The following is a 15,456-nucleotide window of genomic DNA, read 5'->3' as shown; positions in this document are numbered from 1 at the left end:
CAAGAGATAAAGACGGGAGACCGCAAAATTATGCGGTCTCCTTTACGCCTTCTTCCGTTTCAGACGCTGCATCGCTCTGTGCCTGCTCCGTAAGCTCCGCGGCGAACTTGGTGTAGCGCCTGAAACCGGTGCCTGCCGGGACAAGGCGGCCCATGATGACGTTCTCCTTCAAGCCACGGAGATAGTCGATCTTCCCTTCCACCGCGGCCCCGGTCAAGACCTTGGTCGTCTCCTGGAACGAGGCGGCCGAGATGAAGGACTCGGTAGAAAGCGATGCCTTGGTTATACCCTGCAGGAGCGGCTCGGCAATGGCCGGCCTCTTGCCCTTGGAGATGACCCTGTCGTTCTCGTCGTCGAAGATGTGCCTTTCGACCTGCTCGCCGATGAGGAGGTTGGTGTCGCCCGGGTCCTTTATCTTGACCCTGCGGAGCATCTGCCTCACGATGGTCTCGATGTGCTTGTCGTTTATCTTAACGCCCTGGAGCCTGTAGACCTCCTGCACCTCGTCGACAAGGTACTTGGCCAGTTCCTTGACACCAAGCACGCGCAGGATGTCGTGCGGGTTGGCGCTGCCGTCCATCAACGGCTCTCCGGCCCTGACGCGGTCGCCTTCCCTCACGCTTATGTGCTTGCCCTTGGGTATGAGATACTCCTTCGCGTCACCGGTCTCAGGGGTGATGAGGACCTTCCTCTTGCCCTTGGTGTCCTTGCCGAAGGAGACTATTCCGTCGATCTCGCTTATGACCGCCGTCTCCTTTGGCTTTCTCGCCTCGAAGAGCTCGGCAACCCTCGGAAGTCCTCCGGTAATGTCCTTGGTCTTTGTGGTCTCCCTCGGTATCTTGGCAACGATATCTCCGGCCTTCACTGCGTCGCCCTCGGCCACCATGAGGATAGCGCCGACCGGCAGGAGGTACCTGGCCTCGATGTTAGTGCCGGGTATCTTGTACGTGCGGCCCGACTCGTCCTTTATGGAGACACGCGGCCTCAAGTCGGATTCCTTGAAGGTGACGATGACCTTACTTGAGAGGCCCGTGACCTCGTCGACCTGCTCCCTCATGGTCTTGCCGTCTTCGATATCCCCGAACCTTATTATACCGCCGACCTCTGTTATGATCGGTATGGTGTAAGGGTCCCAGTCCGCGATGATCATGCCGATGGCGACCTTCTGCCCTTCCGGCACGCGGAGCCTCGCGCCGTATATTATGGAATCCTTTTCGCGGTCCCTGCCCTGGTCGTCCTGCAGCGAGATGTCGCCGTTGCGGTTCATCACGATCGAGTCGCCCCTGGAGTTCAAGGCCACGTTAAGGTTGTGGTACTTGACTATGCCTTCGTGCCTCGCCTCGAGGGTCGTCTGCTCGGCCCTCCTGGAGGCGGTGCCGCCTATATGGAAGGTCCTCATGGTGAGCTGCGTGCCGGGCTCGCCGATTGACTGCGCGGCGATGACGCCCACGGCCTCGCCCATCTCGACCATCCTTCCACGCGTCAGGTCCCTTCCGTAGCACTTGATGCATATGCCGCGCGTAGAGCGGCAGGTGAGGACCGACCTTATCTTGACCCTGTCGATGCCGGCTTCCTCTATCCTCTCGACCTTGCCCTCGTCTATATCATCGTTGGCCTCGACAATGACCTCCTTCGTGAAGGGGTCGAGGACATCCTCGAGCACGACCCTTCCGAGGATCCTCTCGCCAATGGGCTCGATGACCTCGCCGCCTTCGACGAGCGGGGTCATATAGATGCCGTCGAGCGTGCCGCAGTCGTCCTCAGCAATGATAGCGTCCTGGGCTACGTCGACGAGCCTCCTGGTAAGGTAGCCTGAGTTGGCTGTCTTGAGCGCTGTGTCGGCGAGACCTTTCCTGGCTCCGTGCGTCGATATGAAGTACTGGAGCACGGTGAGGCCTTCCCTGAAGTTCGCGGTTATCGGGGTCTCGATGATCTCGCCAGAAGGCTTGGCCATGAGTCCCCTCATCCCGGCGAGCTGCCTTATCTGCTGAGCGGAGCCCCTGGCGCCGGAATCGGCCATGATAAATATGGGGTTGAAGCTCGGCAGAGGGCGTTCATTGCCATCGTCGTCCTTTACGAGGTCGGTGGAGAGCTCTCTCAGCATCTCCTCGGCTATCTCTTCGGTCGCCTGCGCCCAGATGTCTATGACCTTGTTGTAGCGCTCGCCGTCTGTTATGAGACCTTCGTTATACTGCTTCTGTATCTCCTTGACCTCTTCGTAGGCCGAATCCAGCAGGATCCCCTTCTTCGTGGGGATCTTCATGTCGTCTATGCAGATGGAGATGCCGGCCTTGGTCGCGAACTGGTAGCCCATGTCCTTGAGCCTGTCGGCCAGTATTACCGTCTCCTTGCTGCCGGCGCGCCTGTAGCAGATGTCTATGAGGTCGGCAAGGCGCTTTTTGTCCATTACCTTGTTTATCTCTTCGAACTTGATGGCCGTCGGGATGATCTCCTTCAATATGATCCTGCCGACGGTGGTGTCCGTGAGCGTCCCGTCAAGCTTTACCTTTACCCCGGCCTGGAGGTGGACCTCGCTGGCGTCATAGGCAGCTCTGACCTCGTCTGTCGACCCGAACCTCTTGCCCTCGCCCTTGACTCCAGGACGGTTACGGGTGAGGTAATAGAGGCCGAGGACTATGTCCTGCGTCGGCACGATAATGGGCTTCCCGTGCGCGGGCGAGAGGATGTTGTTGGTCGACATCATGAGGACCCTCGCCTCTACCTGCGCCTCAATGGAAAGCGGCACGTGGACCGCCATCTGGTCTCCGTCGAAGTCCGCGTTAAAGGCGGTACAGACGAGCGGGTGAAGCTGTATGGCCTTGCCCTCGATGAGGATGGGCTCAAAGGCCTGTATGCCGAGCCTGTGGAGCGTCGGCGCCCTGTTCAAGAGCACTGGGTGCTCTCTTATGACCTCGTCGAGGACGTCCCATACCTCCGGGCGCTCCTTCTCGAGCATCTTCTTGGCGCTCTTTATGGTGGTGGCGTAGCCCTTCTCCTCGAGCCTCTGGTAGATGAAGGGCTTGAAGAGCTCGAGGGCCATCTTCTTCGGAAGGCCGCACTGGTGGAGCCTCAAGTCCGGGCCGATGACGATGACCGAACGGCCGGAGTAGTCGACCCTCTTTCCAAGGAGGTTCTGCCTGAAGCGTCCGCCCTTGCCCTTTATCATGTCGGAAAGGGACTTGAGCGGCCTCTTGTTCTGGCCGGTTATTATGCGCCCCCTTCTGCCGTTATCGAAAAGGGCGTCAACCGCCTCCTGGAGCATCCTCTTCTCGTTCCTGATGATGATGTCAGGGGCGTTAAGCTCCATGAGCCTCTTGAGCCTGTTGTTCCTGTTTATGACCCTCCTGTAAAGGTCGTTCAGGTCAGAGGTTGCGAACCTTCCGCCGTCAAGGGGCACAAGCGGCCTTAAGTCCGGCGGGAGCACGGGTATCACCTCAAGGATCATCCACTCGGGCTTGTTCCCGGAATGGAGGAACGCCTCGGTGACCTTGAGCCTCTTGACGATCCTTTTCTTCTTGGCGTCCGAGGTGGTCTTCTTCATCTCAGCTCTGAGCGTGCCAGAGACCTTCTCGAGGTCTATCCTCTTAAGGAGCTCTCTGATCGCCTCGGCGCCCATGCCGGAGGTAAAGCCGTCCGGGCCCCACTTCTCGACAGCCTTCTGGTACTTCTCCTCGTTGAGGAGCTCGCCCGCCTTGAGGTCGGACTCCCTGGCGTCCAGGACCACGTAGTTCTCGTAATAGAGGATCCTCTCCAGCTCCTTGAGCGTTATGTCGAGCATGGCGCCTATCCTGGAGGGGAGGCTCCTTAAGAACCATATATGGGCAACCGGGGTGGCAAGCTCGATATGGCCGAGCCTTTCGCGCCTCACGTTCGAGGGGATGACCTCAACGCCGCACTTCTCGCAGACGACCCCGCGGTGCTTCATCCTCTTGTACTTGCCGCAGTTGCACTCGAAGTCCTTTACCGGGCCGAATATCTTCGCGCAGAAAAGGCCGTCCCTTTCCGGCTTGAAGGTCCTGTAATTTATCGTCTCGGGCTTTTTGACCTCGCCGTGGGACCATTCCCTGATCCTGTCCGGCGAGGCTATAGATATCCTTATGGCATTAAAGTCCATAGGTCTTTTATGCTTTTCAAACAGGGCCACAAGGCTTTCCAAAGGCAACCTCCTCTTATTAAGCAGGTTAATCGTGGCCGCCCGGGTCTTTCCGGACGGCGTTAACTTCTGTTCAGTCCTTCTTCTCTTCTTCCATGAGGTTCACATCCAGCGCAAGGCTCTGAAGCTCCTTTATAAGGACGCTGAACGATTCCGGCAAGGTGGGCTCAAGGTTGTACCTGCCGGTCACGATAGACTCGTACATCTTGGTCCTGCCCGGCACGTCGTCCGACTTTACCGTCAGGAACTCCTGGAGGCTGTGCGCGGCGCCGTATGCCTCCATCGCCCAGACCTCCATCTCTCCGAGCCTCTGGCCTCCGAACTGAGCCTTTCCGCCCAGCGGCTGCTGGGTGACGAGCGAGTACGGGCCGGTAGACCTGGCGTGTATCTTATCGTCTACCAGGTGGTGGAGCTTCATCATATACATGACTCCGACCGTTACCTCCTGGTCGAATTGCTCGCCGTTCCTGCCGTCGTAGAGGACCATCTTGCCGTTGCGCGGCAAAGAGGCCATCTCGAGGGCCTCCTTGACCTCGGTCTCGGTAGCGCCGTCAAAGACCGGGCTCGCTATGCGTATGCCGCCTGCAAGCCTCCTGGCGACGTCGATGACCTCGTCGTCCGACAGGGTATTTATGAACCTGCTGAACTCGTTGGTCGCGTATATCTTCTTGACCTTGTCCCTTACTGAATTGGGGCTAAGGTTCTTCTCTATCATGGCGGATACGGCCTTGCCCAGGTGCTTCGCGGCCCACCCGAGATGGGTCTCAAGAATCTGCCCGATGTTCATACGGGAAGGAACGCCAAGCGGGTTCAGGACTATGTCGACCGGGGTGCCGTCCGCGAGATAAGGCATATCCTCTTCGGGCAGTATCCTCGATATGACGCCCTTGTTGCCGTGGCGTCCGGCCATCTTGTCGCCGACCGATATCTTCCTCTTCATGGCGATATAGACCTTGACCATCTTTATAACGCCGGGAGGAAGCTCGTCGCCCCTCTTGAGCCTGTTTATCCTCTCGTCGAAGACGACCTTGATGAGGTCTATCTGCTCGTTGAGGGCCGTGAGGCACTCGCCTACCTCGGCCTCGGCCTTCTCTTCAGCCGGTATTATCTCGTGCCACTTTGACTGCGGTATGGTCTCGAGGACCTCTGCGGTGATGGGCTTGCCCTTGCTGAGAAGGGTGTTACCCTTCCTGTCCGCGATCCGGACCGCGGACTTCTTGTTAAGGAGGAGCTTTCTTACCCTCGAGTAGGTCGATTCCTTTACGATGCCTATCTCGTCCTCGCGGTCCTTGACAAGCCTCGCTATCTCCTTGTCCTCTATGGACTTGCTCCTATCGTCCTTCTCAGAGCCCTTCCTTGAGAAGACCTTGGCGTCTATGACCACGCCCTCGATGCCGGGCGGTACGCGAAGAGAGGTGTCCTTGACGTCCTCGGCCTTCTCGCCGAATATGGCTCTAAGGAGCTTTTCCTCCGGCGAAAGCTGGGTCTCTCCCTTTGGGGTGACCTTGCCCACGAGGATGTCGCCGGGCTTCACCTCGGCGCCTATCCTTATGATGCCGCTCTCGTCGAGGTTCCTGAGAGCGTCCTCGCCGACGTTGGGGATGTCTCTCGTTATCTCTTCCTTGCCAAGCTTTATGTCCCTTGCCACGACCTCGAACTCCTCGATATGGACCGAGGTGAATACGTCGTCGCGCAGGAGGCGCTCGTTCAAGAGTATCGAGTCCTCGAAGTTGTAGCCGCCCCAGGGCATGAAGGCCACTATCACGTTCTTGCCGAGCGCCAGCTCGCCCTTGTCGGTCGAGGGGCCGTCGGCGATGACCTGGCCCACCTCAAGCACGTCGCCTTTGAAGACGACCGGCTTCTGGTTCAAGCATGTATTCTGGTTTGAGCGCCTGAACTTCGTCAGGTTATATATCTCGACTCCCCCGGTTTCGTTCCTTACGACGATCCTCGTGCCGTCGACGCTTTCTACAACGCCGGGGTGCTTGGCAAGGACGGTTACGCCGGAATCGCTGGCGACGATGGATTCCATACCCGTGCCTACGAGCGGGCTCTCGGTCTGGATGAGCGGCACAGCCTGCCTCTGCATGTTCGAACCCATGAGCGCCCTGTTCGCGTCGTCGTTTTCAAGGAACGGGATAAGGGCCGCAGCCACGGAGACGAGCTGGTTCGGGGAGACGTCCATGAGGGTCGTGTCCTCGGGACGCGCCATTATGAACTCACCGCCCTTACGAGCGGAGACGAACTCGCTTTCGAACCTGCCGTCCTTGTCGATGGGCGCGTTCGCCTGCGCTATGACATGGTTCTCCTCGTCAAGGGCAGAGAGGTACGTTATCCTGTTGGTGACCTTGCCGTCCCTGACCTCTCTGTAAGGGGTCTCGATGAAGCCGAAGTCGTTCACGCGCGCATATGTCGAAAGAGAGACGATAAGGCCGATGTTCGGTCCCTCAGGCGTCTCGATCGGGCAGATACGTCCGTAGTGGGTCGCGTGCACGTCCCTTACCTCGAAGCCAGCCCTTTCCCTGGTAAGACCTCCTGGCCCGAGGGCCGAAAGCCTCCTCTTGTGAGTCACCTCGGAAAGCGGGTTGGTCTGGTCCATGAACTGCGAAAGCTGAGAAGAACCGAAGAACTCCTTTATGACCGCCGAGACCGGCTTGGGGTTTATAAGGTCATGCGGCATGAGCGTTTCAAGCTCGCCGAGGCTCATCCTCTCCTTGACGGCCCTCTCCATCCTCAATAGCCCTATCCTGTACTGGTTCTCCAGAAGCTCTCCGACGGAGCGCACCCTCCTGTTGCCCAGGTGGTCGATGTCGTCGACCACGCCCTGGCCGTTCCTCAGAAGGATAAGGTAACGCACGACCTCGAGGATATCCTCCTTGCGGAGGGTGGTGGTATCGAGGTCCACGTCGAACCCGAGCTTCCTGTTGAGCTTCAAGCGGCCAACCCTGGAGAGGTCGTACCTCTCGGCGTTGAAGAAGAGGTCGTTAAAGAAGGCGTTCGCCGTTTTGACCGTCGGGAGGTCGCCGGGCTTGAGCCTCTTGTATATCTCGATCCTCGCGTTGAGTGTCATGTTGGAGACCGGGTTGTCCGGGTTCTCCTTCCTGTACTCGACGATAGTCCGGGTGTCGTCGCCGCCTATCTTGTCGTTAAGGAGTGTCTCCCTGAAGAAGTTGCCCATGGCCTCGATGAGGAGTAGCCTGAAGGAGGTTATACCCCTCCTGGATATCTCATCGAGCTTGTCGCGCGAAAGTATCTGGTTGCACTCGAGCACGACCTCGCCGGTATTCGGGTCAACGATGTCGGTCGAGGCGATGCGGCCTATTATGTCCTCGACCTCGACTGGTATGTACTTAACGCCCGCCGCGACGAGCTTCTTTAAGACAAGCCTGGTGAACTTCCTGTCTTTCTTGACTATCACTTCGCCGGTGTGCGGGTCCTTTATGTCGCGGCTCACCTTCTGGCCTACGAGGAACTCCGGCTCAACGCTCTTCGATATTTTCTTGTTCTCGAGGATGATCTCCTCGCTAGGATAGAAATAATTGAGCATCTCCTCGACCGAGTAGCCGAGGGCCTTCAAAAGGATGGTGGACGGCATCTTCCTTCTCTTGTCGATGCGGACGTAGAGCCAGTCCTTCTGGTCGAACTCGAAATCGAGCCAGCTGCCGTGGTACGGGATGACGCGTGCGGTGTACAGGACCTTTCCGGTGAAGCCCTTCGGCTTCTCGAGCTCGAAGAATACGCCGGGGGACCTGTGAAGCTGGCTTACGATGACCCTCTCGGTGCCGTTAATAATAAAACTTCCGTTCTCGGTCATCAGCGGTATCTCGCCGAAATAGACCTCCTGCTCCTTTATATCCCTTATGGACTGGGCCCCTGTCTCGGCGTCCTTGTCCCACATGATGAGGCGGACGAGCATCTTTATGGGGGCGGCGAAGGTCATGCCCTTCTGGTGGCACTCGTCCACAGTGTACTTGGGATCGAGGAGCGCGTACCTGACGTATTCGAGCGAGGCCGTGTTGCTGAAATCCTTTATGGGGAAAGCGCTCTTGAATACGGCCTGAAGCCCTACGTCCTTCCTGTCTTCGGGCTTGGCGTCGGTCTGCAGAAAATACGCGAAGGACTTCTTCTGGACCTCGATAAGGTTCGGCATGCTGACTACCTTCCCGATACGGGAGTAGTCCTTCCTCAATGCCTGTGCGTCTATACGTTTAGAGGAAGCCATATTCTGTTTAACTCCTTTTTGGAATACTACAGTGGAATCTGCCCGCCGGGGGTCCCGGCGGGCGATTCGTCATTCCAGGCGCGGCCCTTGAAGCCGCTTACGCGCCGTAATGGCGCCGTTTGTCGGTATGCTTCAGGTGATTGGAAAAAGCGGCTTATTACTGTATCTCCACCTTTGCGCCGGCGCTCTCGACCTGCTTCTTTATCTTCTCAGCCTCATCCTTGGCTACGCCCTCCTTCAGGGTCTTGGGAGCGCCCTCGACGAGGTCCTTCGCTTCCTTGAGGCCAAGGCCGGTTATCACCCTTACTTCCTTGATGACCTTTATCTTCTCTGCGCCAGCCTCCTTAAGGACAACGTTGAACTCGGTCTTCTCGGCGGCTGCCGGGGCAGCTGCGGCCGCTGCGGCCGCTACGGCAACCGGGGCAGCGGCTGAAACGCCGAACTTCTCCTCGAGTTCCTTCACAAGCTCGGCAAGCTCAAGGACGCTCATGCTCTCGATATATTTGATCACATCTTCTTTTTTAAGGTCCGCCATCTCGGTCTCTCCTCTAAATTTATTATTCTATGATTTTTTGTAAGTACGTTAAAGGGCTTTTACGCCCCGGCTTGAGCGGCTTTGCTGTCCTTTACAGCGTTGAGCGCGTAAAGGAGCTTTCTGGGCACTCCGCTCAAGACACCGACGATGCCGGACATCGGCGACTTCATCGAGCCGAGCATCATGGCGAGGAGCACTTCCCTCGACGGGAGTTCGGCAAGTCCCTTGATCTCGTCGGCGCTTATGACCTTGGCGCCGAGGGTGCCGGCCTTGATCTTGAGCTTCGGCTGGTCCTTCGCGAACTGCACGAGCGCCTTGGCTGCGGCGGCTGCGTCCTTATAGCTGAACGCTATGGCCGTGGGCCCCTTGAGCTGCCCTGTTATCGTCTCAACAGGCGTGCCCTGGACCGCGCGCCTGGCAAGCGTATTGCGGATGACACGAAATTCCATGGAAGCGTCACGCAAGATCTTCCTGAACTCGTTCATATCCATAGCCTTTATGCCCTGGTACTCGGCGATAAAGGTCGCGTTGGCCTTTTTGAAACTTTCCTGCACTTCTTCAACTACTTTGGCCTTATCCGTCCTATCCAACTCTCTTCCTCCTTTCTGTCCTTTTTTCAGTCAAAAGACAGAAGAGTAACAAGGCTAAAAAAGCGAGCCGGCGCGAAGGAATACCACCCCCCGCACCGCTGGACCCCATGATCGGGTCCACGACTCTTGCGTCTTAAGGCCTCGGTAGGAATTTTTAAGCTTGCGCCCCTACTGTCTTTGACCGTTATGTAAAAAAACAAAGCTACAGCCGCCGAAGGCGGCATACGCTATTTAAACAGGTTCCTCACCTCGACCGAGTTGAGCCTGATGCTCGGGCCCATGGTCGTGGAGATGAAAAGGCTGCGGAGATAGGTCCCCTTGCTCGCCGATGGCTTCGCCTTTACGATGGCCTCCATGAGCGACAGGAAGTTCTCCTTGAGCTTCAGTGAGCCAAAGGAGGCCTTTCCGACAGGAACATGGATGTTGCCGGCCTTGTCGACCCTGAACTCGACCTTTCCGGCCTTGAGATCCGATACGGCCTTCTTCACATCGAAGGTCACGGTGCCGAGCTTCGGGTTCGGCATAAGGCCCCTGGGACCGAGCACCTTTCCGAGCTTTCCGACCGCGCCCATCATATCCGGGGTGGCGACTATCGCGTCAAAGTCCAGCCAGCCCTTCGACACCTTCTCTATCATATCCTCGGCGCCGATAAGGTCCGCGCCGGCTTCCTTTGCCTCGATCTCTTTTTCGCCCTTTGCGAATACCAGCACGCGGACGGTCTTGCCGATGCCGTGGGGAAGGACGATAGTGCCCCTCACCATCTGCTCGGGGTGCTTGGGGTCAACGCCCAGCCTGCCGGAGACCTCGACGGTCTCGTCAAACTTGGCGCAGACCGTCTCGGGGACCAGCCTGAACCCCTCTTCCATATCGTAAGTCTTATTGGCTTCTATCTTGGCCTTGGCGGCTTCATATTTTTTTCCCATCGCCTCTAACCCTCCACCGTGATGCCCATGCTCCTGGCCGTGCCCTCAATCGTCTTGATGGCCGCCTCCAGGCTTCCGGCAGTTATATCCGGCATCTTGAGCTTTGCGATATCCTCGACCTGCTTCTTCGTTACCTTGGCCACCTTGGTCTTGTTCGGCTCCTTTGAGCCTTTCTCGACTCCTGCGGCCTTCAATAGCAACACCGCCGCCGGAGGGGTCTTCGTTATGAACGAGAACGACCTGTCCGCGTAAACGGTGATGACCACCGGGATGATCATGCCTTCCTGGGCCTGCGTCCTTGCGTTGAACGTCTTGCAGAACTCCATGATGTTCACGCCGTGCTGGCCGAGCGCGGGGCCTACCGGGGGAGAAGGGTTAGCCTTCCCGGCAGGTATCTGCAGCTTAACCTGTCCTGTTACCTTCTTTGCCATCTCTTCCTCTCATTATCCGAACCGTGCAAGCGGCTTTTCAGGCCTCCGGTCACGTCATCACCAACGTTAAATCGCCGGTGTGGTTGAAACCTTCTTGAAAACCTTCGGCCACCTGAGGCCTCCGGTCACGTCATCACCAACGCTAAATCGCCGGTGTGGTTGAAACCTTCTTGAAAACCTTCGGCCACCTGAGGCCTCCGGTCACGTCATCACCAACGCTAAATCGCCGGTGTGGTTGAAACCTCTATTGGATCAAGCCTTCTCTACCTGGACGAAATCGAGCTCAACCGGTGTGGCCCTGCCAAAGATGCTTACGAGCACCCTTAATTTGCCCTTCTCGGGCTTCGCTTCCTCGACTACCCCGGCAAAGTTTGTAAAGGGGCCGTCTATGACCCTCACGTTCTCGCCCCTGTCGAAGCTCACCTTGGGCTTGGGCTTTACCGCCCCTTCTTCCATCTGGCGGGTTATCTTGCGGACATCCTCCTCGGAGATCGTCGGGGGCGCTTCCTGCCCGCCCACAAAGCCTGTGACCTTGGGTATATCCTTTACCAGGTGCCAGGTCTCGTCGTTAAGCACCATATTAATCAGGATGTAACCGGGGAAGAACTTGCGCGAGGTGGTCCTTTTTACCCCTTTGACCATGTCCACGACCTTCTCGGAAGGAACCAGCACCTCTCCGAACAGGTCCTCCTTGCCGACCGCCTTTATCTTCTCATCGAGCGCGGCCTTGACCTTGTTCTCATACCCTGAATAGGTATGCACTACGTACCACTTTTTCCCCATCTAAACCCTCACACCCTCACTTCAAGATTAAGCCGACCAGTTTTGAAAAGACCAGGTCGACAAGGCCGAGGAATATGGCCAGCACGAACGTGACCGCGAGGACCACCCATGTGGAGGTTACCGTCTGCTGCTTCGTGGGCCAGGTAACCTTCTTGAGCTCCTGCTTGGACTCGTTAAAAAATTCTTTAGCCTTGTCTAATTTTTCCATAGTTCCGGTCTGACCAGCCTTCCTTCACTACCGGACAAAAAATGGCAGGGCAGGAGGGATTCGAACCCCCAACATGCGGTTTTGGAGACCGCCGCTCTACCGTTGGAGCTACTGCCCTGTGGCTCTGCCTTTCAAGTCCGGAAAATGCCTGGGAACAAAAGCGATACAGGCCCGTTTGACCGGGCCTTGGACGCTTACTTGGTTTCCCTGTGCACCATGTGCTTCTGACAGAACTTGCAGTACTTCTTGAGCTCAAGCCTGTCAGGCGTGGTCTTCTTGTTTTTTGTAGTCGAATAGTTTCTGCGCTTGCATTCGGTGCAGGCGAGAGTGATTATGTCCCTCATCTTATCCTCTTATCCTCCGCGGGAGCCCCGCTTTACTCAAGTATCTTTGTAACAACACCCGCGCCGACGGTCCTGCCGCCCTCGCGGATGGCGAACCTCAAGCCCTCTTCCATGGCTATCGGGTTTATAAGCTCTACGTCTATGTTAACGTTGTCTCCGGGCATGACCATCTCAACACCCTCGGGAAGCTTCGCTATCCCGGTAACGTCGGTAGTCCTGAAGTAGAACTGAGGCCTGTAGCCGTTGAAGAACGGGGTGTGGCGGCCGCCCTCTTCCTTCGTGAGGATATAGACCTCGCCCTTGAACTTCGTGTGCGGGGTCACTGAACCCGGCTTCGCAAGGACCTGACCCCTCTCAACGTCTTCCTTCTTGGTGCCCCTCAAGAGGGCGCCGATGTTGTCTCCGGCCCTGCCCTCGTCCAGAAGCTTCCTGAACATCTCAACACCCGTCACGATGGTCTTCTGAGTGGCACGAAGCCCTATTATCTCTATCTCCTCGCCGACCTTGACAACGCCCCTCTCGACCCTGCCGGTCACAACCGTGCCGCGGCCTGATATCGAAAAGACGTCCTCAACCGGCATAAGGAACGGCTTGTCTATCTCCCTCTTGGGATCGGGGATGTAGGTGTCGAGCGTATCGGTAAGCTGGTGTACAGCACCGCACCACTCGCACTCCTTCTTGCCGCAGCCGCACTCAAGTATCTTGAGAGCGCTGCCCTTTATCACAGGGATATCGTCCCCGGGGAACTTGTACTGGTTAAGAAGCTCCCTCACCTCAAGCTCAACGAGGTCCAGAAGCTCCTTGTCGTCGACCATGTCGACCTTGTTGAGGAAGACCACCACATAGGGCACGCCGACCTGGCGGGCCAAGAGGATGTGCTCCCTTGTCTGGGGCATCGGGCCGTCGGCGGCGGAAACAACCAGTATCGCGCCGTCCATCTGCGCGGCGCCAGTTATCATGTTCTTTATGTAGTCGGCATGGCCAGGACAGTCGATGTGGGCGTAATGCCTCTTGTCGGTCTGATACTCAACGTGGGATATGGAGATCGTTACACCCCTCTCCCTCTCCTCAGGCGCCTTGTCTATATTCTCGTATGCCAGGAACTCGGCGTATCCCTTCGAGCTCAGGACCTTGGTTATAGCCGCGGTTAGCGAGGTCTTCCCGTGGTCAACGTGGCCTATCGTGCCTACGTTCAGGTGAGCCTTTCCCCTCTCGAATTTAGCCTTGCCCATTTTCTCCTCCCGGCAATATATTTTATTCTTTGATGTTTTGAACTGGAGCCCATGAGCGGGATCGAACCGCTGACCTCTTCCTTACCAAGGAAGTGCTCTACCAACTGAGCTACATGGGCGTTTGCCTTTATCTTCCCTGTTGCGCTTCGCGCAACCCCCTACTATGTGGAAATGGAGCGGGTGATGGGAATCGAACCCACGCATCCAGCTTGGAAGGCTGGAGTTCTACCATTGAACTACACCCGCGGGATTTCCTGATATAATGGTGGAGAGGGGAGGATTCGAACCTCCGAAGGCTGAGCCAGCAGATTTACAGTCTGCCCCCTTTGGCCGCTCGGGAACCCCTCCGTGCCAAGCTTTTTAAACCCTTGATCCGTCTTTATAAAACGGCTCAGGCTTTTAATCCCCGCGGGGAATCTTCAAAAAGCAAACTTCTGTCTTCGCACGCCTGTCCCGACATGCATGTCAAGGACCGGAAGCAAAGCTCCGGGAGATCGAAAAACATGCGGGGAATGGTCCCCACGTTGCCCCGGACATAGTTGCTGGTTAGCACACCGAATCAGCTGGAGCTGGCGATGGGATTCGAACCCGCAACCTGCTGATTACAAATCAGCTGCTCTACCGTTGAGCTACGCCAGCGTAAATACTGGAAAAACGCGAAAATAGAAAAACGGCAGACCCCACCTGTCCTGGACGGCGGAAACTGAATATAAATATATAAAGCACTGTCTCTACTTTGTCAAGGGCTTTTTTAGCGGCAGGGCGGCAACAAACAGGCCGAATCGCTCGCAATCCGGCCTGCATCCGGCTCCCATCCTCTTTCAGAAGAGATTATTTATTATAACACCTGTTTCAAAAACCTGCCGGTTTTTTTATAAGTCCCAAGGAGGCCCGGCTTTAACAGATTGCCGAAGAACTCCGGGTTATTTCGCGCCCACCCCTGAAAGCATCTGCAAATAAGCCTCTATGAACTGATCGAGGTCTCCGTCGAGCACCGGGTCGATGTTGCCCACCTCAAAGCCCGTCCTGTGGTCTTTTATCAGCCTATACGGCTGCATCACATAAGACCTTATCTGGCTTCCCCAGGCTATCTCGCGCTTATCCTTAGCGAACTCCTGCATCTTGGCCTCCTGCTCCTTGAGCTTTAGCTCGTAGAGGCGGGCCCGGAGGAGCTTCATCGCAAAGGCCCTGTTCTTATGCTGGCTCCTCTCGTTCTGGCACTGGACCACGATGCCGGTCGGCATGTGGGTTATCCTCACCGCCGAATCGGTCTTGTTGACGTGCTGGCCGCCTGCGCCGCTCGCCCGGAATGTATCGACCCTCAGGTCGACATCGTTTATGTCGACCTCGACGTCCTCTTCTATCTCCGGATATACGAAGACAGAGGCAAAGGAGGTATGCCTTCGCTTGTTGGCGTCGAAAGGTGAGATCCTCACGAGCCTGTGCACGCCACCCTCAGCCTTCATGTACCCGTAAGCGTACTCGCCGGAGAGCGTGAATGTGACGCTTTTGACCCCGGCCTCGTCCCCTGGCTGGAAATCGACCACCTCGGCCTTATAGCCCCTCGACTCGGCCCACCTGAGGTACATGCGCAGCAGTATGTCGGCCCAGTCCTGCGCCTCGGTGCCGCCTGCACCTGGATGGATGGAGACTATGGCGTTCGAGCGGTCGTGCTCCCCGGAGAGCATCCTCTGTATCTCCGCCTTGCGGATGGCCGCCCTCGCCTCCTTGAGCTTTTCTCCAGCCTCTTTGGAGACGGCCTCGTCATGCGCCTCGTCAGCGAGCTCAAGTAGCACCTCGGCGTCCTCGACAAGGGAGCCGATCCTGCCGATGCTGCCCATGCCAGAGGTGAGCTCCGCCTTTCTCCTGGTGAGCTTCTGCGCCTCCTCCTGGTCTGACCAGACCGTGGGGTCGGAGAGCCTCGCATCTATCTCGTCAAGTTCGTCTACCTTGGCAGCCTGGTCAAAGAAAGCTCCTTAGGTCCTCGAATTTTCCCTTGACCGCCTGAAGTTCTTCTTTTAGCTCCTCGAACATC

General features: G+C 57.1%; 10 protein-coding genes, 5 tRNA genes and 1 pseudogene. All 16 read right to left on the bottom strand.

Features of this window, described 5'->3' with window-relative positions:
• Positions 1–28: 28 nt before the first annotated feature.
• The 16 genes and pseudogenes from A2V21_310705 to A2V21_310630 all read right to left on the bottom strand — a co-directional run bounded on the left by A2V21_310705 (position 29) and on the right by A2V21_310630 (position 15,455).
• Complete coding sequence (locus A2V21_310705) at positions 29–4,156, bottom strand: DNA-directed RNA polymerase subunit beta' (protein OIJ74688.1); 4,128 nt, start codon at positions 4,154–4,156, stop codon at positions 29–31.
• 70 nt (positions 4,157–4,226) lie between these two features.
• Complete coding sequence (locus A2V21_310700) at positions 4,227–8,375, bottom strand: DNA-directed RNA polymerase subunit beta (GenBank protein OIJ74687.1); 4,149 nt, start codon at positions 8,373–8,375, stop codon at positions 4,227–4,229.
• Between the two features lie 157 nt (positions 8,376–8,532).
• Positions 8,533–8,910, bottom strand: a complete 378-nt coding sequence (locus tag A2V21_310695; GenBank protein OIJ74686.1) for a 50S ribosomal protein L7/L12 — start codon at positions 8,908–8,910, stop codon at positions 8,533–8,535.
• A 59-nt stretch (positions 8,911–8,969) separates the two neighbouring features.
• The gene (locus A2V21_310690; GenBank protein OIJ74685.1) at positions 8,970–9,500 is read right to left on the bottom strand and encodes a 50S ribosomal protein L10; all 531 of its coding nucleotides are present in this window, start codon (positions 9,498–9,500) and stop codon (positions 8,970–8,972) included.
• A 227-nt stretch (positions 9,501–9,727) separates the two neighbouring features.
• Positions 9,728–10,423 (bottom strand): 50S ribosomal protein L1, encoded by a 696-nt coding sequence (locus tag A2V21_310685; GenBank protein ID OIJ74684.1) that lies wholly within the window; start codon positions 10,421–10,423, stop codon positions 9,728–9,730.
• A 5-nt stretch (positions 10,424–10,428) separates the two neighbouring features.
• Positions 10,429–10,854, bottom strand: coding sequence for a 50S ribosomal protein L11 (locus A2V21_310680; GenBank protein ID OIJ74683.1), 426 nt, complete (start codon positions 10,852–10,854; stop codon positions 10,429–10,431).
• A gap of 252 nt (positions 10,855–11,106) precedes the next feature.
• On the bottom strand, positions 11,107–11,637 hold the full coding sequence (locus A2V21_310675) for a transcription termination/antitermination factor NusG (GenBank protein ID OIJ74682.1): 531 nt from the start codon (positions 11,635–11,637) through the stop codon (positions 11,107–11,109).
• A gap of 16 nt (positions 11,638–11,653) precedes the next feature.
• The gene (locus A2V21_310670) at positions 11,654–11,845 is read right to left on the bottom strand and encodes a preprotein translocase subunit SecE (protein OIJ74681.1); all 192 of its coding nucleotides are present in this window, start codon (positions 11,843–11,845) and stop codon (positions 11,654–11,656) included.
• 42 nt (positions 11,846–11,887) lie between these two features.
• Positions 11,888–11,963 (bottom strand) — tRNA-Trp (locus A2V21_310665).
• 76 nt (positions 11,964–12,039) lie between these two features.
• Entirely contained in the window at positions 12,040–12,189 is a 150-nt protein-coding gene (locus A2V21_310660; GenBank protein ID OIJ74680.1) for a 50S ribosomal protein L33, read from the bottom strand.
• Between the two features lie 32 nt (positions 12,190–12,221).
• The gene (locus tag A2V21_310655; GenBank protein OIJ74679.1) at positions 12,222–13,421 is read right to left on the bottom strand and encodes a translation elongation factor Tu; all 1,200 of its coding nucleotides are present in this window, start codon (positions 13,419–13,421) and stop codon (positions 12,222–12,224) included.
• A gap of 43 nt (positions 13,422–13,464) precedes the next feature.
• A tRNA-Thr gene (locus A2V21_310650) sits at positions 13,465–13,540 on the bottom strand.
• 53 nt (positions 13,541–13,593) lie between these two features.
• A tRNA-Gly gene (locus tag A2V21_310645) sits at positions 13,594–13,667 on the bottom strand.
• 17 nt (positions 13,668–13,684) lie between these two features.
• Positions 13,685–13,769: transfer RNA gene (locus tag A2V21_310640), tRNA-Tyr, on the bottom strand.
• Between the two features lie 216 nt (positions 13,770–13,985).
• A tRNA-Thr gene (locus tag A2V21_310635) sits at positions 13,986–14,060 on the bottom strand.
• Positions 14,061–14,344: 284 nt separating this feature from the next.
• Positions 14,345–15,455: pseudogene (locus tag A2V21_310630) on the bottom strand (peptide chain release factor 2).
• Between the last annotated feature and the right edge of the window lies 1 nt (position 15,456).

The sequence above is a fragment of the Deltaproteobacteria bacterium GWC2_55_46 genome (assembly GCA_001595385.3).
Classification (GTDB): Bacteria; Desulfobacterota; GWC2-55-46; order GWC2-55-46; family GWC2-55-46; genus UBA5799.
Note: the sequence above shows the minus strand (reverse complement) of the source record. Positions and strands in the feature narration are given on the sequence as shown.